This is a genomic window from Pseudomonas sp. IT-232MI5 (genome assembly GCF_949767845.1).
Taxonomy (GTDB): domain Bacteria; phylum Pseudomonadota; class Gammaproteobacteria; order Pseudomonadales; family Pseudomonadaceae; genus Aquipseudomonas.
The window spans coordinates 142,329-164,525 of sequence record NZ_CATKQE010000058.1; the positions used below are offsets into that span (position 1 = coordinate 142,329).

General features: G+C 58.8%; 15 protein-coding genes. 8 read left to right on the forward strand and 7 right to left on the reverse strand.

Annotation, left to right across the window (positions count from 1 at the left end; genetic code table 11):
- Positions 1-33: 33 nt before the first annotated feature.
- Complete coding sequence (locus ACM6JQ_RS23985) at positions 34-639, forward strand: START domain-containing protein (protein WP_414894774.1); 606 nt, start codon at positions 34-36, stop codon at positions 637-639.
- A 317-nt stretch (positions 640-956) separates the two neighbouring features.
- Positions 957-3,050, forward strand: a complete 2,094-nt coding sequence (locus tag ACM6JQ_RS23990) for an LTA synthase family protein (RefSeq protein WP_123375490.1) — start codon at positions 957-959, stop codon at positions 3,048-3,050.
- A gap of 76 nt (positions 3,051-3,126) precedes the next feature.
- Here ACM6JQ_RS23990 and ACM6JQ_RS23995 read toward each other — a convergent pair whose 3' ends face one another.
- A complete protein-coding gene (locus ACM6JQ_RS23995; protein ID WP_169432680.1) occupies positions 3,127-3,285 on the reverse strand; it encodes a DUF3309 family protein in 159 nt (52 codons plus the stop codon).
- A 323-nt stretch (positions 3,286-3,608) separates the two neighbouring features.
- Here ACM6JQ_RS23995 and ACM6JQ_RS24000 point away from each other — a divergent pair, with 323 nt between their 5' ends.
- The 3 genes from ACM6JQ_RS24000 to csrA all read left to right on the forward strand — a co-directional run bounded on the left by ACM6JQ_RS24000 (position 3,609) and on the right by csrA (position 5,141).
- Complete coding sequence (locus tag ACM6JQ_RS24000; protein ID WP_007908355.1) at positions 3,609-4,424, forward strand: SDR family oxidoreductase; 816 nt, start codon at positions 3,609-3,611, stop codon at positions 4,422-4,424.
- 63 nt (positions 4,425-4,487) lie between these two features.
- Entirely contained in the window at positions 4,488-4,820 is a 333-nt protein-coding gene (locus ACM6JQ_RS24005) for a YnfA family protein (protein WP_007908357.1), read from the forward strand.
- Between the two features lie 135 nt (positions 4,821-4,955).
- Complete coding sequence (gene csrA, locus ACM6JQ_RS24010) at positions 4,956-5,141, forward strand: carbon storage regulator CsrA (RefSeq protein ID WP_007908359.1); 186 nt, start codon at positions 4,956-4,958, stop codon at positions 5,139-5,141.
- 4 nt (positions 5,142-5,145) lie between these two features.
- Here the strand turns inward: csrA and ACM6JQ_RS24015 are convergent, their stop codons facing one another.
- The 5 genes from ACM6JQ_RS24015 to ACM6JQ_RS24035 all read right to left on the reverse strand — a co-directional run bounded on the left by ACM6JQ_RS24015 (position 5,146) and on the right by ACM6JQ_RS24035 (position 12,047).
- Positions 5,146-5,373: a YheU family protein gene (locus tag ACM6JQ_RS24015; RefSeq protein ID WP_003199186.1), complete on the reverse strand. Its 228-nt coding sequence runs from the start codon at positions 5,371-5,373 to the stop codon at positions 5,146-5,148.
- Positions 5,374-5,571: 198 nt separating this feature from the next.
- The gene (locus ACM6JQ_RS24020) at positions 5,572-6,762 is read right to left on the reverse strand and encodes an osmoprotectant NAGGN system M42 family peptidase (RefSeq protein ID WP_007949948.1); all 1,191 of its coding nucleotides are present in this window, start codon (positions 6,760-6,762) and stop codon (positions 5,572-5,574) included.
- 166 nt (positions 6,763-6,928) lie between these two features.
- Positions 6,929-8,677 carry an N-acetylglutaminylglutamine synthetase gene (gene ngg, locus ACM6JQ_RS24025; protein ID WP_414894775.1) on the reverse strand — a complete coding sequence of 583 codons (1,749 nt, stop codon included), beginning with the start codon at positions 8,675-8,677 and terminating at the stop codon, positions 6,929-6,931.
- Positions 8,678-8,680: 3 nt separating this feature from the next.
- Entirely contained in the window at positions 8,681-10,453 is a 1,773-nt protein-coding gene (locus ACM6JQ_RS24030; RefSeq protein ID WP_414894776.1) for an N-acetylglutaminylglutamine amidotransferase, read from the reverse strand.
- Between the two features lie 109 nt (positions 10,454-10,562).
- Positions 10,563-12,047: a dermonecrotic toxin domain-containing protein gene (locus ACM6JQ_RS24035; protein ID WP_414894777.1), complete on the reverse strand. Its 1,485-nt coding sequence runs from the start codon at positions 12,045-12,047 to the stop codon at positions 10,563-10,565.
- A 341-nt stretch (positions 12,048-12,388) separates the two neighbouring features.
- Here ACM6JQ_RS24035 and ACM6JQ_RS24040 point away from each other — a divergent pair, with 341 nt between their 5' ends.
- A complete protein-coding gene (locus ACM6JQ_RS24040) occupies positions 12,389-17,203 on the forward strand; it encodes an NEL-type E3 ubiquitin ligase domain-containing protein (protein ID WP_414894778.1) in 4,815 nt (1,604 codons plus the stop codon).
- Positions 17,204-17,206: 3 nt separating this feature from the next.
- Here ACM6JQ_RS24040 and mnmC read toward each other — a convergent pair whose 3' ends face one another.
- On the reverse strand, positions 17,207-19,186 hold the full coding sequence (gene mnmC, locus ACM6JQ_RS24045; RefSeq protein ID WP_095112908.1) for a bifunctional tRNA (5-methylaminomethyl-2-thiouridine)(34)-methyltransferase MnmD/FAD-dependent 5-carboxymethylaminomethyl-2-thiouridine(34) oxidoreductase MnmC: 1,980 nt from the start codon (positions 19,184-19,186) through the stop codon (positions 17,207-17,209).
- A gap of 172 nt (positions 19,187-19,358) precedes the next feature.
- On the opposite strand from mnmC, the gene pap reads away from it, so the two are divergent.
- A complete protein-coding gene (pap, locus tag ACM6JQ_RS24050; protein WP_007908377.1) occupies positions 19,359-20,873 on the forward strand; it encodes a polyphosphate:AMP phosphotransferase in 1,515 nt (504 codons plus the stop codon).
- A 102-nt stretch (positions 20,874-20,975) separates the two neighbouring features.
- Entirely contained in the window at positions 20,976-22,160 is a 1,185-nt protein-coding gene (locus ACM6JQ_RS24055) for a thiolase family protein (RefSeq protein WP_095112909.1), read from the forward strand.
- The last annotated feature ends 37 nt before the right edge of the window (positions 22,161-22,197 follow it).

Sequence of the window (22,197 nt, forward strand, 5' to 3'; positions counted from 1 at the left end):
ACGAACGGAACTTCAACAATAAGGAATAAGACTATGGGTTCGCTGCATCGTATCGCTGTGTTGTGTGGTTTGACCGCTGTGCTGGCCACGTCCGTCGCTCAGGCTGAAGACTGGAAAGTCGCCAAGAACGAGGACGGTATCAAGGTGTCCCTCAGTGAAGTGCCGGGTTCGGACTACAAGTCCTACCAGGGCGTTGTGCTGATGAAAACCACCGTCGCCAAACTGCGCGCACTGCAGGAAGATGTCTCCGGCGCGTGCGCCTGGATTCACGAATGCAAGACCCAGAAACTGCTCAAGCACGAAGGCGATCAGAGCTGGACCTACACCCAGTTCAACACGCCTTGGCCAGTTACTCCGCGTGACTCGGTGCTGAAGGTGACCACCGTTGAAGGCGCCGATGGCAGCCTGACCCGCAATCTGGAAGGCTTGCCGACGTACATGCCGGAAGAAAAGGGCTTTGTCCGCGTTCAGCAGGTCAAAGGCTTCTGGAAGTTCGTGCCCAAGGGCGACCAGGTTGAAGTGACTTATCAGGTGCACACCGAGCCAGGCGGTAGCGTGCCGGCAATGGTGGCCAACAAGTTCGTCGTCGATGCGCCGTTCAACACCTTGAAAGCTCTGAAAGAACGCGCCGAGAAGTAAGAAGCGCGCTCTACACAAAACGCCCCGACCGATACGGGGCGTTTTGTTTTCTCGCTATATTGTGTTTCCAGATATGCGTTGCACGAAATTTTCACAAAGTGTTCCTGACAATTCGCCCGCGCTGTTTGCACGCTTTCCCGGTTTGCCATGGCTCTAGATGAAAGTGTCTGGCGGCGGGGCAGTAATCAATGGCAATGGTGCAGGTGATCGTGCAACATTTGCGCACCGCGCACGCCCCGGGGTCTGGAATGACCAATAGAGGGCATGGCGCCGCTGTATTTTTTGCAACTTCAACTTCCAATGGGTTCTAAAACGACATGGCAAACCCGGACGCCCTGAATCAGCAGCGATCTTCTGCTCGCCTGCTGCAACCGACCGTCAAATCGCATCTGGCCTACACGCTGCTTTGCGCGCTGGTCATGATGGTGATGTTTTCCGTGCTGCGCCTCGCGCTGCTGGTCTACAACCGCGAGATGATCCTCGACACTCCGGCTTCGACCTTCCTCGAAGCCTTCGCCAACGGCCTGCGTTTCGACCTGCGCCTGGTGGTTTACGTGTGCATTCCGCTGGTGCTGGCACTGTTCAGTGCCCGCGCCATGGCCGCTCGCGGTTTCTTCCGCCTGTGGCTGACCATCGCCTCAAGCATCGCGCTGTTCCTTGGCCTGATGGAGATGGACTTCTATCGTGAGTTCCACCAGCGCCTCAACGGTCTGGTGTTCCAGTACGTGAAAGAAGACCCGAAAACCGTGATGAGCATGCTCTGGTACGGTTTCCCGGTGGTTCGCTATCTGCTGGGATGGGTCATCGGCACTGTCATCCTCACCCTGGCGTTCAAAGGTGCCGACCGTGCCACGCGTCCGCGCGGACCGTTCAGTGGCGGCAGCGTCAGCACCCGTCAAGTTGCGCCGTGGTACACCCGTCTTGCGGTGTTCGTGGTCTGCTTGCTGATTTGCGTGGTTGCCGCTCGTGGCACTCTGCGTCAAGGCCCGCCGATGCGTTGGGGTGACGTCTACACCACCGATTCCAACTTCGCCAACCAGCTTGGCCTCAACGCCACGCTGTCGCTGATCGAGGCTGCCAAGTCGCGCATGGGCGAAGATCGCGACAATATCTGGAAAGCGACGTTACCGCAGGAGCAAGCGCAGAAAGTCGTGCGCGATATGCTGCTGATGCCTGACGACAAACTGGTCGATGCCGATATTGCCGCCGTGCGCCGTGATTACACGCCGCCGGCCGACAAGACCCTGCCGATCAAGAACGTTGTAGTGATCCTGATGGAAAGCATGGCCGGTCACTCGGTCGGTGCATTGGGCGCGCCAGGCAACATCACGCCATACCTGGACAAACTGTCGAAGGAAGGTCTGCTGTTCGACCGCTTCTTCTCCAACGGTACGCACACCCATCAGGGCATGTTCGCGACCATGGCCTGCTTCCCCAACCTGCCAGGTTTCGAATACCTGATGCAGACCCCGGAAGGCAGCCACAAGCTGTCCGGCCTGCCGCAGGTGCTCAGCGCCCGCGACTACGACGACGTATACGTCTACAACGGCGACTTCGCCTGGGACAACCAGTCGGGCTTCTTCAGCAACCAGGGCATGACCAACTTCGTTGGCCGTAATGACTTCGTCAACCCGGTGTTCTCCGATCCGACCTGGGGCGTGTCCGACCAGGACATGTTCGACCGTGGTCTGCAGGAGCTCAAGGCGCGGGAAAACGGCAAGCCGTTCTACGCGCTGCTGCAAACCCTGTCCAACCACACGCCATACGCCTTGCCGACGCCATTGCCGGTCGAGCGCGTGACTGACCGTGGCAGCCTCAACGAACACTTGACCGCCATGCGCTACTCCGACTGGGCACTGGGTCAGTTCTTCGAGAAGGCGCGCAAAGAGCCGTACTTCAAGGAAACCCTGTTCGTCATCGTCGGCGACCACGGCTTCGGCAACGAGCGCCAGATCACCGAAATGGACCTGGGCCGCTTCAACGTACCGATGCTGATGATTGCACCGGGCATCCAGGAGAAGTTCGGTACCCGTGACCACACCGTGGGCACGCAGATCGACATCGTGCCGACCATCATGGGCCGTCTCGGTGGCGAAGTGCGTCATCAGTGCTGGGGCCGCGATTTGCTCAATCTGCCGGAAGGCGACACCGGTTTCGGTGTGATCAAACCGTCGGGCAGTGAGCAGACGACCGCCATCGTCACCGCCGACCAGATCCTGGTGTTGCCAAGAGACAAGGACATGGGGCCGAAGATGTGGCAGTACCAGCTAGGTGCCAACCCGCACGCCGAAGTCATTCCAAATGCACCGCGCACTGCCGAGTTGAAACTCAAACTCGAAGCGTTCCTGCAAACGGCGACCAAAAGCCTGATGGATAACACCGCTGGCGTCATTCACGGCAAACCGGATTGATCGCTCACTGCCAGTAAAATCCGCGCAATAAAAAAGAGGCCCTGAACAGGGCCTCTTTTTTTTGCCGGTTACATCGTTATATCCGACCGAGTAACAGCAGCACCAACAGCACCACCAACACCACGCCGATAATCCCCGATGGACCGTAACCCCAACTTCTGGAGTGCGGGAAGACCGGCAGACCACCGATCAGCAACAGGATCAGGATAATGATAAGAATTGTGCCCATGTCGATTTCCTTGTTGATAGTGTTCGAGAAGTCTTGGTATTCAAGGGCGACTGGAGACTAAGTAATTCCAGACGGCTTACAAATTCCGACCGGTGCGCGTGAAAGAAAATTCAATGTTTTTTTAATGTATTTGGATTGCTTGTTTATTTCCTTTGAAGCACAAGATCAAAAGATCGCAGCCTTCGGCAGCTCCTACAGGAGTTCGATGTAGGAGCTGCCGAAGGCTGCGATCTTTTGATCTTGCATTCAGCAACTTGATGGAGCGTGGGCGCGCGCCGATCCTTCGCTACACTCGGCGCATCTTCCCCGGAACAACAAGGCTGTTTGCTATGCAAAATCGCATGATGATCACTGGTGCGGGCTCGGGCCTGGGTCGCGAAATCGCGCTGCGCTGGGCGCGTGAAGGCTGGCAACTGGCCTTGTCCGATGTCAGCGAACCCGGCCTGCAGGAAACCCTGAAAATGGTCCGCGAGGCCGGTGGCGACGGGTTCATTCAGCGCTGCGATGTGCGTGATTACAGCCAGCTCACCGCCTTCGCCCAGGCCTGCGAAGAGAAGCTCGGCGGCATCGACATCATCGTCAACAACGCCGGTGTTGCCTCGGGCGGTTTCTTCAGCGAGCTGTCGCTGGAAGACTGGGACTGGCAGATCGCGATCAACCTGATGGGCGTGGTCAAGGGCTGCAAGGCGTTCCTGCCGCTGCTGGAGCAAAGCAAAGGCAAGATTATCAACATCGCCTCGATGGCGGCATTGATGCAAGGCCCGGCCATGAGCAACTACAACGTGGCCAAGGCCGGGGTGGTGGCGTTGTCGGAAAGCTTGCTGATCGAGCTGGCGCAGCAGGAAGTAGGCGTGCACGTGGTGTGTCCGTCGTTCTTCCAGACCAACTTGCTGGATTCGTTCCGTGGTCCCACCCCGGCGATGAAAGCGCAGGTCGGCAAGTTGCTGGAAAGTTCGCCGATCAGCGCGGCGGACATCGCCGATTACATCTATCAGCAAGTGGCCGCCGGCGAGTTCATGATTCTGCCCCACGAACAAGGCCGGATGGCTTGGGCGCTCAAGCAGAAGAACCCGCAACTGCTCTATAACGAAATGACCTCCATGGCGGAAAAAATGCGCGCCAAAGCCAAACAGAACAACGGCTGAGCTTGCCCGTAGCAGACCGCGTCGTTAGGGTGGCCGCAATGGTCACCCTGTCGAGACGCATCAATGCTCAATTACTTGTGGTTCTTCCTCGCGGCGCTGTTTGAAATCGCCGGTTGCTTCGCCTTCTTCATGTGGCTGCGCCAAGGCAAAAGTGCGTTGTGGGTGATTCCTGCGCTGCTCAGTCTGACCCTGTTCGCACTGCTGCTGACCCGCGTTGAAGCTAACTACGCGGGGCGTGCCTATGCCGCGTATGGCGGGATCTACATCGTCGCGTCGATTGGCTGGCTGATGGTGGTCGAGCGGGTGCGTCCCTTGAGTTCGGACTGGATCGGCGTGGCGCTGTGCGTGATCGGCGCTAGCGTGATTCTGTTCGGGCCGCGATTTTCTGCGGCGTGAGGGGTATTTGTCGGAAACGTCTGACGGCTTGATGCGAGCATGGCTGTAAGGCAAAACTGATTTGCCCGCCATGCATTGTAGAGCCGCGGCAAGCCGCGCATCTTCAGGGTTCGCTAACCCTGAAGGACGAATCTCATGCTTGTACTCAGCCGTGTTGTTGGTGAGTTGATTTCAATCGGCGACGACATTTCCCTGCGCGTGCTGTCGGTGAACGGCTCCAGCGTGCGCTTTGGCGTCGAGGCCCCGCAAAAGGTCAATGTGCACCGCGCGGAGGTCTATGACCGGATCAAGCGCAAGCAGGCCACCGAAAAGCTCCGCTAGGCATTCAATCGAACAGATGCTTGGGCACATCGTGTTTGAGCATCAACTGACATTGCTCGCTTTCCGGGTCGAAGACGATCAGCGCCTGGCCTTTGGTCAAGGCCTGACGCACGCGCAGCACACGGGTTTCCAGCGGCGTGTCATCGCCGTTGTCGGTGCCGTCGCGGGTGACGAAATCTTCGATGAGGCGGGTGAGGGTGTCGACTTCAAGTTGGTCGTGGGGAATGAGCATGGGCACCTCGGCTGAATCAATGGCGGGATGCTACGGCGATTGCGGTTTGCCTGCCAGTTTTGTGTTGCCTATGCCGACCTCATCGCTGGCAAGCCAGCTCCCACAGTAATTGGGGCAACACAAATTTGTGTACACCTCCGATACCTGTGGGAGCTGGCTTGCCAGCGATGGGGCCAGTCCTGTCATCACAAAGCCGGATCAAGTATCGGAACGCTGCCCCACCAGACTGTCCACCGACGGCACCCGCGTATCGCTCTCCATTTGCGTGTCATGTTCAATCTGATGACTGAAGCGATCCAGCGAAGCATTCGCCGGCGCTGCATCACTGGCAAACACCGGCGGACTCAAGATGTAAGCCCCCAGCAAGCGACTGAGTGCCGCCAGGCTGTCGATGTGCGTACGCTCATAACCATGGGTCGCATCGCAACCAAACGCGAGCAGGGCAGTGCGGATGTCGTGGCCTGCAGTCACCGCCGAATGCGCATCGCTGAAGTAATAGCGGAACAGGTCGCGGCGCACCGGCAACTCGTTCTCGCTGGCCAATTTGAGCAAATGTCGCGACAGGTGATAGTCGTACGGCCCGCCGGAATCCTGCATCGCCACACTCACCGCATGCTCGCTGGAGTGCTGCCCCGGAGCGACCGGTGCGATGTCGATGCCGACGAATTCGCTGACGTCCCACGGCAATGCCGCTGCCGCGCCGCTGCCGGTCTCTTCGGTGATGGTAAACAGCGGATGGCAGTCGATCATCAGTTCCTGGCCGCTGTCGACGATGGCTTTGAGTGCCGCCAGCAGCGCTGCAACCCCGGCCTTGTCATCGAGGTGACGGGCGCTGATGTGACCGCTTTCGGTGAATTCCGGCAGCGGATCGAAGGCGACCACGTCACCGATGCTGATGCCCAGCGAGTCGCAGTCGGCCTTGGTCGCACAGTAAGCGTCCAGGCGCAGTTCAACGTGATCCCAACTGATTGGCATCTCGTCCACGGCGGTATTGAACGCGTGCCCGGAGGCCATCAGCGGCAACACACTGCCGCGAATCACGCCGTTGTCGGTGAACAGGCTGACACGGCTGCCCTCGGCAAAACGGCTCGACCAGCAGCCGACCGGGGCGAGGGTCAGACGCCCGTTATCTTTGATCGCGCGGACCGCCGCGCCGATGGTGTCGAGGTGCGCCGAGACGGCGCGATCGGGGCTATTCTTCTTGCCTTTGAGCGTGGCGCGAATGGTGCCGCGCCGGGTCATTTCGAACGGAATGCCGAGTTCTTCCAGACGCTCGGCGACATAGCGCACGATGGTGTCGGTAAACCCGGTAGGGCTGGGAATGGCGAGCATTTCCAGCAGTACTTTTTGCAGGTAGTTGAGATCCGGTTCGGGGATTTGCGTGGTCATGGAAACTCCTGATGGGTTGAGCACACCGATGGTTTCGATGAGGAAAGTTTTGTGTTGCTTGATCGGGCCTCATCGCTGGCAAGCCAGCTCCCACAGTTTTTGTGTGTACCGCAAAACTTGTGGGAGCTGGCTTGCCAGCGATGGCGTCGGTTCAGTCACTAGAGAATCAAGAGACAACCGGCTGACTGTGCGGAAACAACAAATCGACAAATCGCTCCGCCGTCGGCTGCGGTTCATGGTTGGCCAGCCCGGCGCGCTCGTTGGCCTCGATAAACACGTACTCGGGCTGATCCGCCGCCGGCACCATCAGATCGAGGCCGACCATCGGAATATCCAGCGCCCGTGCCGCGCGCACGGCGGCATCGACCAGGGTCGGATGCAGAATCGCCGTGACATCTTCCAGCGTGCCGCCGGTGTGCAAATTCGCCGTACGCCGCACAAACAAATGCTCACCGGCCGGCAGAATGCTGCTGTAGTCATAACCCGCTGCATGCAAGGTGCGCTGGGTCTCGTGGTCCAGCGGGATCTTGCTCTCACCGCTGGTGGCCGCTTGCCGACGCCGACTCTGCGCCTCGATCAATGCGCCCACCGAATGCTGACCATCGCCAACCACTTCGGCAGGCTTGCGAATCGCCGCGGCCACCACTTCAAAGCCAATCACCAGAATCCGCAGATCAAGCCCTTCGTGGAAGCTTTCCAGCAGCACGCGGCTATCAAACTGCTTCGCCGATTCGATGGCTTGCTGCACCTCTTCGATGCTTTGCAAATCCACCGCCACGCCTTGACCTTGTTCTCCGTCGAGCGGCTTGACCACCACCCGTTGATGCTCGTCGAGGAAGGCCAGATTGTCGTCGGCATTGCCCGCCAATTGCTGCGAGGGCAGGTTCAACCCGGCGCCTTTGAGCACTTTGTGCGTGAGGCTTTTGTCCTGACACAGACTCATGCTGATCGCGCTGGTCAGGTCGCTCAGCGATTCACGGCAACGCACCCGGCGCCCGCCATGACTGAGGGTGAACAGGCCGGCATCGGCGTCGTCCACTTGCACATCAATACCGCGCCGATGCGCTTCTTCAACGATGATCCGCGCATACGGATTGAACTGCGCCTCCGGCCCGGGGCCGAGAAACAGCGGCTGATTGATGCCGTTCTTGCGCTTGATGGCGAAGGTCGACAGATTGCGAAAACCGAGCTTGGCGTAGAGGTTTTTCGCCTGACGGTTGTCGTGCAACACCGACAGGTCGAGATAACTCAGGCCGCGACTCATGAAGTGTTCGATCAGATGCCGCACCAGCACTTCGCCGACACCCGGGCGCGAGCACTGCGGATCAACCGCCAGGCACCACAGGCTGCTGCCGTTTTCCGGGTCGTTGAAGGCTTTTTGATGGTTCAGGCCCATGACGCTGCCGATCACCGCGCCGCTGTCTTCGTCCTCGGCCAACCAGTACACCGGGCCGCCCTGATGGTGCGGGGTCAGCCGCGTGGCATCGATCGGCAACATGCCGCGCGCCTGATACAACTGGTTGATCGCTTGCCAGTCCGCCTCACTCTGTGCACGGCGGATGCGAAAGCCGCGAAACACTCGGGTGGCCTGGCGGTAATCGCTGAACCAAAGGCGCAAGGTGTCCGACGGGTCGAGAAACAGTTGCGTCGGTTCCAGGCCAAGAATCTGCTGCGGCGCGGCGACATACAAGGCAATGTCGCGCTCGCCGGGCTGCTCTTTCAGCAGTTCCTGCGCCAGTGATGCCGGGTCGGGAAACGTGTGGCCGATCAGCAACCGGCCCCAGCCGCAATGCAGCGCAATCGGCTCGGCGGCCAGCGTGCTGCCGTCTTCGGCCAGACGTGCCTGCAAGCGTTCATAGGACGGTGTCTGACCGCGTATCAGCCGTTGGTTGATGGCCGTGGCGTGGGGTTTCATCAATCAGATTCCTTGTTCACTGAGCCACAGGTTCAGGGCCGCCAGTTGCCACAGCTTCGAACCGCGTAACGGCGTCAGTTGGCCTTGCGGATCGGTCAGCAATTTGTCGAGCATGGCCGGGTTGAACAGGCCGCGATCCTGACTCGGATCAAGCAGCAGTTCGCGCACCCAGTTCAGCGTATCGCCCTGCAAGTGCTTGAGGCCGGGCACCGGGAAATAGCCTTTTTTACGGTCGATCACTTCGCTCGGAATCACTCGGCGAGCAGCTTCTTTCAGCACTTGTTTACCGCCATCGGGCAGCTTGAATTTGCCGGGTACGCGGGCCGAGAGTTCGACCAGTCGGTAGTCGAGAAACGGCGTACGCGCTTCCAGGCCCCAGGCCATGGTCATGTTGTCGACGCGTTTGACCGGATCGTCGACCAGCATCACCGTGCTGTCCAGACGCAGGGCTTTGTCCACCGCCGCGTCGGCGCCGGGCTGGGCGAAATGCTCTTTGACGAAGTCACCGGCCGCGTCATGCGCAGTCAGCCACTGCGGTTGCACGGTGGCGGCGTAGTCGTCGTAGCTGCGGTCGAAAAACGCGTTGCGATAAGCCGCGTAAGGATCGGCAGCGCCGTCGACTTGCGGGTACCAGTGATAACCGGCGAACAATTCGTCTGCGCCCTGGCCGCTCTGCACAACCTTGCAGTGCTTGGCCACTTCACGCGACAGCAGATAGAACGCAATACAGTCGTGACTGACCATCGGTTCGCTCATCGCGCGGAACGCGGCGGGCAATTGCTCGATGATTTCTTTCTCGTCGATGCGCAATTGGTGATGCTGAGTGCCGTAGTGCTTGGCAATCAGATCGGAATACTGAAACTCGTCACCGCGTTCGCCGCCGGCATCCTGGAAACCGATGGAGAACGTCGAGAGGTTCTCGACGCCGACTTCACGCAACAGGCCGACGAGCATGCTCGAGTCGACACCGCCGGACAGCAGCACACCGACATCCACAGCGGCACGTTGACGAATCGCCACCGCTTCGCGGGTGCTGTCGAGGACGCGGTCGACCCAGTCTTCCAGCGTCAGATTTTTTTCGTCGTCGTGTGGGCCGTAGGGCAGGGTCCACCAGGTTTTCTGCTCGGTGCTGCCGTCGGCTTCAACGCGCATCCAGGTCGCTGGCGGCAGCTTTTCGATGCCGGCCAGCAAGGTGCGCGGCGCCGGGACCACGGCGTGGAAATTCAGATAGTGATTGAGCGCCACCGGATCGAGAATCGGGTTGATGTCGCCGCCCTTGAGCAACGCCGGCAAGGCCGATGCAAAGCGCAGGCGTTGGCCGGTGCGCGACAGGTACAACGGCTTCACGCCGAGACGGTCGCGGGCGATGAACAGGCGTTTGGCGTCGCGTTCCCAAATGGCGAAGGCGAACATCCCGTTGAGCTTGGGCAGCAGCGCTTCGCCCCAAGCGTGGTAGCCCTTGAGCAACACTTCGGTGTCGCCACCGGAATAGAACGCGTAACCCAGCGCTTCGAGTTCGGCGCGCAGCTCGGGGAAGTTGTAGATCGCACCGTTGAAGGCCAGGGAAAGGCCAAGTTGACTGTCGATCATCGGCTGCGCCGAGCCGTCCGACAGGTCCATGATTTTCAGGCGACGGTGGCCCAGGGCAATCGGCCCTTGGGCATGGAAGCCCCACGCGTCGGGGCCGCGAGGGGCCAGGTGATGGGTGATTCTCTCGATCGCTGCAAGGTCTGCAGGTTGTTGATCAAAGCGTAACTCGCCAGCTAATCCGCACATAAAGTCCTTACCGGTTTTTCCGTTGGGGAGGGGTCAAGCCGTACCTCGCCAGAAGAGCGGGTACTCAGAAACTGACCCGCCCCGGTAAGTGGAGTTTTAGAACGATAAGTTATAAGGCAACAGGTTCCAGCTTGTGCAGCAGAGTGCCCGGTTGTTCGCGCAAATGTTTCTGCACCTCAAACTGCCCGAAGTAGTCGTCCGCCATTTCGCTGTTTATGGGGGCACCGGGCTTCGCGGAGTCTGTTGCGGTCAGGCGTTTTTTCAGATCCACCAGTCGAGACAGCGCATCGTGTTTTTCGATGGCGGTCCAACGATCGAGGCTGGCGAAAACGAGGGCCAGCAATTCATCCGTGGCATAAATACGCAAGCGCCTGTTAAAGTCCTCGTTCGGGCTGTTGAGATGGGCTGCGCTTATAAGTGACGCCTGATTCTCCCGGCGATTGGCGTAGGCGGCCTCGTTGACATTGGCAACCGCCACCGCGAGTTCCCCGGCATCTGCTGTCAACTTATCGAGATGGCGATCGAAAAGATGTTTGTACAGGCCTGTCTCCAGCGGGATGAACGCGATGTCTTCCAGGAACGAAAGGCTTTCCAGGTTCAATGTCCGGAAGTCACTTTGTTCGCGGTGGGTCAATTGCGAAATGAACAGTTCTTGCAGTTCTTTACTTGCAACGAAGTTGACGGCCAGGCGATACCTGCACTGGTCTTCACTGTCGTCCTGGTAAAAGCTGTCGCCAGCATCATTGGGAATGTAAACGTAGTAGCTGTCTTTCGTCGATTGATCGGTCTGGCGACAGGTTATCAATACGGCATCTGTCATGTATTTGCCAAATAGTTGTATCGAATACAGCTTGATTCTGGAGTTGTTGAACAGGTCACCATAAACAATGTCTTCGTTGCCTTTGGCGAGGTTCAACAGGGTGACAAGCCGAGAAAGAGGGAAGTTCGGTTTGCTGAAATATTTTCCGTAGGCGGCGAGCTTCATGTTTGTTTTATGCATTCGCAGGCTGATCAATTCGAGACTTGAGACTCTGAACGTTCTGGATATGTGTTTCTTGTATTCGCCCCCGAGATCTAGCTGGCGACTCAATAGCGCAAACGCTTGTGCGGTTATCTGAGTAGGCGTTGAGCCGTCGGGCGCTTCTTCGTCGACTTTGGTTAAGGTCTCGCTGTCGTCCGAGAAGTAACCGGCAGCCGCTTCCTGTTGCGTAAAATTCAGCATCGCTGCCTGCAACAAGGTGTAGGTGTGGGAGCCATCGTCCACGGCTGTCGCGGGTTTGAGCTTGATGCTGTCGTTGATACTGAATCGTCCTCCATACTGTTGCTGCAGCGCCTGTCGCAGCTTTCGCTTGCAGAGATCCTCCAGCGTTTCCAGTTTGCCCAGCAATTGATCAATGTAGTACTGGTAGGGCAGCGCCTCATCGAACAATGCACGGAATCCGTCAAGTCTGACCGGGTCGGCTTTGAGCAATCCGTCACTGATGAATCGGGCAACGACGGTTGCCTTGTCCCGGTTGCCCATTACATTGAGCAGTTTTTTCAGCGTGGCTTCATGGGTCAAAACGCTTGCTTGTTGTTGCGTCTGGATAATCATGTTGGAAATCTCGTGTTGAAGAAGAGACTTGATCCTAGGCCGTCGAAACGAAAAAAAATAACGTGTTTATTTGATCGCTTGAGCCATGAAGTCAGCGGTATTTTGATTGAAATATATACATATCTATCGCCACGGAAAGGTCTGAGTGTGTGTGCGGTATTTGCAGGGGAGATGGCACTCGGGGCACCCTGAAGTTACCGGAAAAGTGGTGGTAGATATCTATGTTATTGATGAGGGTTGTTGTGGTTTTATGCGTGCAGGAACATCAGGTCTTGGATTGTTAATTGTTCTTCGATTCCGATATGTTCAAACCTCCACTTCGCAATAAAGGACTATTGCCGATGTCAACCAAAGCAAAGCTTTCACAAAAAACAATCCTCAGCACATTGCTCGATGCCACAGAGGATCTCGATACCGCCCAGACTCTGCAAGAAAGCCTACCGGCGCATTTATTGAAAGCGACGGTGGCCGCTTTGTCTGCCCTTGATCAGACAAGCCGTGATCTGCACCAGATTCAGGCGACCGTGGCGGCGGATCTGCTCGCATTGAAGCCCTTGCAGACGTTCTGCATCAGTGAACTGAGCGATGCCTTGAGTCGCAAATGGTCGGTGGTTTTTGATGTCGAGAAAGACTTTCTGAGTCTGCCGGGCGTTGATTGCGGTTGCCCTGCGACCTCTACCGACGAGAACGGTATTCAGACGTTCCCGCACGCTACAACGACGCTGTTGCAAGCGGCGATGCAGAACTTCAGCGAAGACGAAGCGGCTGAGAGCTTTCCGCAAGGCAGTTTTATTCGAGTGCACAGTGCCCCAGACGGTGTCACCGGGCTGACCCCGGCCACGTTTGCCGCTTTTTGCCGAGAGCTGGATTTGGGCAAGCGCTATCAGGAGCATTTCCAGCTGGTGTTCGGCTTGCGCGACAGCGATGACAAGGCGACCGCCACCAGCACCATGACCGCTGATATCGCGAAAATGAAAAAGCTGCTGTTGCAATTCGACATGCACCAGGCCGCTCTTAAAAGCCATATCACCTTGTCTGGTCAGCAAATGCTGCAGAAGCTGATCGACTTCGATGGCGTGGTGTCGGCGCAAACACTGCTCTATGGCAACCGAACGCTGATCATGCAAGGCATTGAAATTTTCGACAGTTGCGTCTGGGGTGTGGTGGTGTTTTCTGCCCGTTCGGTGGAGTTGTACCCCGATGAGTGGTGCCTGGTGTACATGGCGGGTGAGCCCGAGCGACCACTGTACGAATACAGCAGTTTTACCGCGTTCAAGCAGTACCTGACGCAGCAGTTGAAGGTTAAAAGTTACAAGGATTATTTCGCCAACAGCATTGATGAAGACGACAAGGCCGATTTTTTCAAATCACTCGCTGACAGCGCGGATCTGGGCCACATCAAGCAATTGCCGATCGCCGTGCCACTCTTTGAGTTCATGCTGCAAAGCCATGTCGGCAAGCTTCAACTCGACGCGCGCAAACTGGCGGTGCCGACCGCTGATATCGATGAGGATGTCCGCCGGAAACGCTTGCTGGATTTTCTTCAGTTGGGTGTGACCGTTGCGTCCGTGGCGGGGTTCGTCGTGCCGCTGCTCGGGCAATTGATGATGGGCGTTGCAGTCGGGCAGTTGCTCAGTGAAGTTTACGAAGGGGTCGAGGATTGGCGCCGCGGTGATCATCAGAAAGCCCTGTCGCATCTGTTGAGCGTCGTGGAAAACATTGCGCTGACGGTTGCCTTTGCCGGGGGACAAAAAGCCTTGGGAGCGCTGGGTAAGAAACTGCTGCAGTCACACCCGGCGTTCTTCGGTGAATTCACCGCCATTATCAATCACGCTGGCCAGCCGCGCCTGTGGAAACCTGACCTTTCGCGCTATGAGCATTTCCTGCCGACGGGATTGACGGTCGCGCCGAGTTCCGAGGAGTTTTATCAGATCGGTGCGAAAACCATGGCTCGCGTCGATCATCGGTTCTTCGCCGGACCTTATGATTCCGCCGCGAAAGTCTGGCGCCTGGAACATGCCGAACGCGCGCAAGCATATGTGCCGGAGCTTGTCCGGCACGTCGAAGGTGGCTGGCGGCTGCCTGCTGAAGAACCGCAAGAGTGGGGCAGTTCCGCGTACACGCTCAAACGTATCGATCCGCAATTGAGCGAGTTCGTGGATACCGACCTGGACATGATGCGGCGACTCAGCGACACCTCGCCAGAAACCTTGCATCAGGCCTTTACTGACAATCTGAGTTTGCCTGTGCGGCTGCGCGAAACCGTGGAGCGCGCGCGCGTCGTGCGTCAGCTGCGGCAATTGACCCGCGAACTGCAGAACGGCGAAACCCATTCCGGCCAGCCTGTTGAAGCGCAATTGCACGCCTTGCCGAAAATGTCCGGTTGGCCGACCGACCGCTACATTGAGGTGACCGACGCAGAAGGCACAGTGACGGCGACCTATCCGCAAACCAAAGTGCTCGACGAATCGCTGGCGGTGGTGGTCAGCGAAAAACAACTGGCGCAGGGCCAGTTGCTGCAATCCGTAGTCGATGGCCTGTATCAGAAAGAGGTGGACACTTTGCTCGGCGGCAAAGTCGCGCGAAGTGTTGAAGAGTCGACGCTGGCAAAGAAACTCGGTGCGGTTTTGCAGGCGGATCATCGCGCGGCTTTCGAGCGTATGTATCAACGCTACGATAAAAGTGACGTCGATGATGTTCTGAAGCTGCGCCGTGTTTTTCCCGATATCCCGGCGCGTTATGCGAAAGCACTCATCGAGCGCGCGTCGAGTGTGCAGCGCCTGCATCTGCGTAAAACCGGTCGAGTACCGCTGCGGCTGGGGCAGGAGGTCAGCGATGGTATTGGCAAAGTGCGACTGGATCGCGCACTGGCGGGGTTTCATTGGTCGAGGCTCGCCAACGCCGACACCGACAGGCTGGCGATTCAGTTGTTGCCTCGTCTGAGCGGCTGGGATTCCCGACTGCGTCTGGAACTGCGCGACAAAACGCTCAGCGGGCCGATTCTGCAAGCCGTTGGCGACACCTCGGCGCTCCCCGCCGATACGTGCTCGCTGGTGAAGTCGGCCGAGGGGTATGAGGCTTTTGGCGGCGACGGCAAAACCTTGGGAAAAGTGGCATTCGGCCCTGACGCGCTGTACGAAGCCATCCTCAAGGCCCTGCCGCGACGCCAGCGAACAGCCATTGGCTTTGCAGACCCGAAGCAGGCCAGCGCGGCAAAGCTGCGCAGCCAGTTGCTCAACGCTGCACTGGATGAGCGCGAGGCCACGGCGCGCACGCTGGTCAATGGCAAGCCTGAGCCGCAGGTTGTCGAACCAGTCTGTAATCAGGGTGATCAGCCGCCTGCGGTGCAACATCCACCGGCGTTGCTGCGCAAAGTGCGCAAACTCTTTCCGCGCTTGAGTGAAACGCAGGCCAGTGAGTTCATCGATGGCCTGGGAGACGATCAGTTGACTCGTGCGACACGGGTCAATGCCTTGCGCCAGGATCTGCAAAGCTTGCGTGAAGCGCTGTTCCTCTGGAGTGAGGATACTGGCGCAATGAACAAACTCGGAGGGGATCTGGCGGAAGTGCGGCACAGCCGCAAAACCATGGCCGAGCTGATCGAAAACGGATTCCGCCGGTATTACTCCGTCACCAATGAAAACGGGAAATGGGTGGGGGTCCTGAATTTTGATGGCATGCGGGTCGGAAAACTGCCGACGCTGCCCCCGGGGATCAGCTTTGACCACATCCAGAAACTGTTCATGAATGACATGGCACTGGATGATGATGTCGCGTACTTCCTCAAGTCATTCAAAAAGCTTGAGACGCTCGAGCTCGATCGCAATGCCATTACCCGCCTCCCTGAGGTGCTGTCGCATATGCCCGATATCACTCGCTTGTGTCTGGCGGGCAACAAGCTGCAGCTGACCGAGTATACGCTGGCCAAACTCAGCGGTTTGCGCTCGCTGCATCACCTGAACCTCAACGAAAATCCGCTGAATGCCACACCGGATGTCAGACAGATGTTCAATCTGCGTCGTCTGTTACTGCAAGACACCGGCCTCACGGAAATTCCCAAGGGACTTGAGTATCTGCTGTATCTGGACTGGGTGGACTTGCGCAGCAACAAGATCAAGAACCTGCCTGACTGGTTGTTCAAGACACCGCGAAGTTTCAGCCAGGCGCTGGACCTGGGACTCAATCCCTTGGCCGATCCGAGCAAAACACACCTGGAGAATTATCGCGACAATTTCGGTATCGGCATGGGGTATCTGGAAAATGACATCGCTCGAATGAACGAGCAACAGGCACGCTCGCTTTGGCTTGCTGATAAAACGGCTGAGACGGGGGCCGGGCGTGAACGGATCTGGAACGCATTCAAGGATGATCCACGCGCCGAGAGCCTGTTCCATCTGCTCGCTGAGCTGGGTGATACCGCCGATTCGGAAAAGGTCAACAAGGACATGCAGCGGCGAGTCTGGGCCGTGCTGGAAGCAGCCGAAGCCGATACAGCGCTGTGTGATCAGATACTGAGTCTGGCCGCCACCCCGATCAATTGCACCGACAGTGCGGCAATGAACTTCAGTTATCTGGAGGTCGCCGTGGAGGTCGATCGGGTGACCCGGCTGGCCGGAAACCGGATCGCCAGTGGCAAGCCGTTGCTTGAGCTGGGACGTGGCCTGTTCCGGTTGGAACAATTGAATGAAATTGCTCGGGCGCATGCCGCCAAGGTCCCGAAGGTGGATCCACTGGAGGTAAACCTCGCCTATCGCATCGGTCTGGCCGAGACACTGGAATTGCCCGGCCAGCCGCGCAATATGCTTTTTGGCACATTAGGCGGGGTCACCGCAGCCGATCTGGACGTCGCGAAAAACCAGGTCGCCACGGCGGAACTCTCGCCCAAATGGCTGCAGTTCATGAGTGAGCGGACATTCTGGAGAGACTATCTGGAGCGCACACTTGCGCATCAGTTTTCCTCTGTCCGAGATATGTACGACCAGCGCATGACTGCCTTGGACGCGAAGAAAGACACGATGTCCAGTGTCGATTACGTTAGCCAGTCCGGCGTCCTCAAGGTCGAGCGCCAAAACGCCATGGACGAGGTCATGACGCGTCTGACCACCGATGCGCTGCGCGACACGGATCTGGGCATCTGCACCCTGGCTGACGGATAAGTACTACTTGCCGCGAATCAGCTTGCGCAACGCGAAACGGTTGGGATGACAGGCTTCGGCGACGCTTCTTGGTACGGGCAGCGGCTCATCGTCCAGCCAGGCAGCCAGCAGCTCGCCCGACAGCGGCGCGGTGATCAGTCCTCGCGAGCCGTGGCCACTATTGATGTACAGGCCGTCGAGCCACGGACAGGCGATGTCCGGAATCTGACGGGCGTCCTTGCTCAGCAGCGCATAAGCGTCAAGAAACGCTTTGCGGTCGGCGAGGGGACCGACCATCGGTAAATAGTCAGGGCTGGTGCAGCGAAAGGCTGCGCGGCCCTGCAGGTTTTCGACAGGCTGTTCGCTGATTTTCAGGCGTGCGACAAGGTCAGAGGAAATCTCTGCAAGCATCGCCAGATTGCCTTGGTGTTCGGCGGTGGTCGGTGTCAGATCATCGCTGTTGAAATCGAAACTGGCGCCGAGGGTGTGTTCGCCCAAGCGGGCAGGAGCGACGTAGCCTTCGGCACAGACCACGGTGGCCAGTGTCTGACTGGCTGCGGTTTCGGCGAGACGGGTGATCTGCCCGCGAATGCGCTTGAGCGGCAACTCGGCACTCTGGGCAAAGCGTTGGATCTCGGCGGCACCGGCCAGCACCACGACCGGTGCGCTGGCGAGCAAACGCTCACCGTCCAGCGCCTGCCATTGATCATCGACCTTGCGCAGTTGCAGCGCTTCGCAATGGCTGAGCAGTTCGATGTTCGGCTGCGCCGCTTGCGCCTGACACAGCGCCGGCGGATGCACCCAACCCCCTTCGGCATAGTACAAGCCGCCGTGGGCTACTCCGACCCCGGCACGGGCCTGCGCCTCGGGTTGATCCAGCCACTGCAACAGGTCTTCCGGGAAGGCTTCAGCCAACTGCGCGTGACGCTCGGCTTCCTTGGTATTGAACGCCAGTTGCAGCACGCCACAATCGTCCCAGTCAGTGCCGCGTTGCAGGGTTTCCAGCAGGCGCCGGGTGTAACCGAAACCGCTGACGATCAGCTGCGACAGCGCCGTGCCGTGGGCGGACAACTTCAGGTACAGCACGCCCTGCGGATTGCCCGAGGCTTCCTGCGCCACGGCTGCATGGCGTTCGAGCAACGTCACCTGCCAGCCGCGTGCGGCCAGGCTGGACGCCGTGGCACATCCGGCGAGACCGGCGCCAATCACCAGTGCTCGACGGTCACTGGTGATCGGCGCAGGGCGAGCAAACCAGGGTTTTTCCGGCGCCGGCGGCGTCACCTCTGCCGGCCAGCCGAGGAATTCGCCACGGAGGATTTCCCACTTGTGGCCGATGCCCGGCGTGCGCTTCATTTTGAACCCGGCGGCATTGAGCAAACGCCGTACCCAGCCGGTGCTGGTGAAGGTGCTGATGGTCGAACCGGGCGCTGCCAGTCGCGCCAGTTCGACAAACAGTTCGGCGGTCCACATGTCGGGGTTTTTCGCCGGGGCGAAACCGTCGAGAAACCACGCGTCGATCTGTGCGTCGAGCTGCGGCAGTTGCTCCAGTGCATCGCCGATCAACAGCGTCAGCGTCACGCGGCCGTTGGCCAGGGTGATGCGCTGGAAGCCGGCATGGATTGCCACGTAATGGCGCAGCAACTGATCGGCCAACGGTTTGAGTTCCGGCCAGAGTGCCAAGGCACGCTTGAGGTCGGCGGGGCTCAACGGGTATTTTTCGACGCTGACAAAATGCAGTCGCGCACCGGCCACGGCGTGTTGCTCGAACAACTGCCAGGCGCAGAGAAAATTCAGCCCGGTGCCAAAACCGGTTTCACCAATAACCAGACGACCAGTTGCCGGCAGTGCGGCAAAACGCTCGGCCAGGCGATTCTGTTCGAGGAACACATAACGGGTTTCTTCCAGACCTGATTTGTCGGAAAAATACACGTCATCGAACACCCGCGAACGCGGGCGTCCCTGGTCATCCCAGTCGAGTTGGGCGTGGGGCAATACAGGTTTCATGGCAGGCTCGGCAACGACAAGGCGGCCATTCTAGCCGATCGCGCAGGCGCTGCTTGATCCATGGCAAGGCTTGCGCCCGACGACTCGCGGACAATCCGCGACCTGCGGGAATTTCTGCGCCGTTGCTGTGCCCAATCCGCTAGTCTTGCTGAATCCTGGAAGGAGCCGTCCCATGTTTGAATCCGCTGAAATCGGTCACGCCATCGACAAAGACACCTATGAGGCGGCCGTCCCGGCATTGCGTGAAGCCTTGCTCGAAGCCCAGTTCGAACTGCAACAGCAGAAGCGTTTTCCGGTGATCATCTTGATCAACGGTATCGAAGGTGCGGGCAAGGGCGAGACGGTCAAGTTGCTCAACGAGTGGATGGACCCGCGCCTGATCGAAGTGCGTACTTTCGATCAACAGACCGATGAAGAGTTGTCCCGGCCACCGGCCTGGCGTTACTGGCGGATGCTCCCGGCCAAGGGCCGCATGGGGATTTTCTTCGGCAACTGGTACAGCCAGATGCTCCAGGGGCGGGTGCATGGCTTGTTCAAGGATCCGCGTCTGGATCAGGCGATCGCCGGTGCCGAGCGCCTGGAAAAGATGCTCTGCGATGAAGGCGCGCTGATCTTCAAATTCTGGTTTCACTTGTCCAAGAAACAGATGAAAGCGCGGCTCAAGGCGCTGGCCGATGACCCGTTGCACAGCTGGCGCATCAGCCCGCTGGACTGGCAGCAGTCGGAAACCTACGACAAGTTCGTCAAGTACGGCGAGCGCGTGCTGCGCCGTACCAGCCGTGATTACGCGCCGTGGCATGTGATCGAAGGCGTCGACGCCAACTACCGCAGCCTGGCGGTCGGCAAGATTCTCCTCGAGGGTTTGCAAAATGCGCTGAAGCGTCCGGACGTACATCCCCACGATGTCAGCGCCGCGCCGTTGGGTACGCCGGTCGATCAGTTGAACCTGCTCGACAGCCTCGACCTGACCCAGCGCCTGGAGAAGAAAGACTACGAAGAACAACTGATCACCGAGCAGGCGCGATTGTCCGGGCTGATGCGCGACAAACGCATGCGCCGCCACGCGCTGATCGCGGTATTCGAAGGCAACGACGCGGCAGGCAAGGGCGGGGCGATCCGTCGGGTCGCGGCGGCGCTCGATCCGCGTCAATACAACATCGTGCCGATTGCCGCGCCGACTGAAGAGGAGCGTGCGCAGCCGTACTTGTGGCGCTTCTGGCGGCACATTCCGGCGCGCGGCAAGTTCACCGTGTTCGACCGCTCCTGGTACGGCCGGGTCTTGGTCGAGCGGGTCGAAGGCTTTTGCACGCCAGCCGACTGGCTGCGCGCCTATGGCGAGATCAACGATTTCGAAGAGCAACTGGCCGATGCCGGCGTGATCGTTGTGAAGTTCTGGCTGGCCATCGACAAGGACACGCAGATGGAGCGTTTCCAGGAGCGTGAAGAGATCCCGTTCAAGCGCTTCAAGATCACCGAAGACGACTGGCGCAATCGCGACAAATGGGACGCCTACCGGGCCGCCGTGGGCGATATGGTCGACCGCACCAGTTCGGAGATCTCGCCATGGACGCTGGTCGAAGCCAATGACAAACGCTGGGCCAGGGTCAAAGTGTTGCGCACGATCAACCGCGCGCTGGAAGACGCCTTCGAGAAATCCGACAAGCGCGCAAAGAAACACAAGGATTGAGCCGATAGACGCGCATACGCGGGGTGAATGATTGTCGCGGTCGTTGATGCAGTGGACTTATGCTCGGTCCACTCTCAACTGACCACAACAATGAGGTATGCCATGCGTGAAGTGGTGATCGTCGACAGCGTGCGGACTGGCCTGGCCAAATCCTTTCGCGGCAAGTTCAACCAGACCCGTCCCGATGACATGGCGGCTCATTGCGTCAACGCCCTGCTTGAGCGCAACGATATCGACCCGGCGAGCGTCGAGGATTGCATCGTTGGTGCAGGCTCCAACGAAGGTGCGCAGGGTTACAACATCGGCCGTAATGTCGCGGTGCTGTCGCGCTTGGGCACCGGCACCGCCGGCATGACCCTCAACCGTTTCTGTTCATCGGGCTTGCAGGCTATCGCGATTGCCGCCAACCAGATTGCCTCGGGTTGCAGCGACATCATCGTTGCCGGCGGCGTCGAGTCGATCAGCCTGACGATGAAAAGCGTCAACACTGATCACTTGATCAACCCGCTGCTCAAGCAACAGTCGCCGGGCATCTATTACACGATGGGCCAGACCGCCGAAGTGGTCGCGCGACGTTATGGCGTCAGTCGTGAAGCGCAGGATCGATATTCGCTGCAAAGTCAGGTTCGCACTGCGGCAGCTCAGGCCGCAGGGCTGTTCAACGATGAAATCGTGCCGATGGCGGTCAAGTATCGTGTCGAGGACAAGAACACCGGTGAGGTGCAGATTCTCGATGGCGTGGTCGACCGCGACGACTGCAACCGTCCGGACACCACCTATGAAAGCCTCGCTGGACTGAAACCGGTATTCGCCGAGGACGGTTCGGTGACGGCGGGCAACTCGTCGCAACTGTCTGACGGTGCGTCGATGACGCTGGTGATGAGCCTTGAGAAAGCGTTGCAGCTGGGCCTCAAGCCGAAAGCGTTTTTCCGTGGCTTCACCGTGGCCGGCTGCGAGCCGGACGAGATGGGCATTGGCCCGGTGTTCTCGGTGCCGAAACTGCTCAAGGCCAAGGGCCTGCAAGTGGCGGATATCGATCTGTGGGAGCTGAACGAGGCGTTCGCTTCGCAGTGCCTGTACAGCCGTGATCGGCTGGAGATCGATAACGACAAGTACAACGTCAATGGCGGCTCGATTTCCATTGGTCACCCGTTTGGCATGACCGGATCGCGGCAGGTCGGGCATCTGGTGCGTGAGTTGCAGCGGCGGAATTTGCGTTACGGCATCGTGACCATGTGCGTGGGCGGCGGGATGGGTGCGACGGGGTTGTTTGAGGCGGTGCGTTAAGCCAGAACATTTTTGTTGTCTGTTCCATTGCTATCGC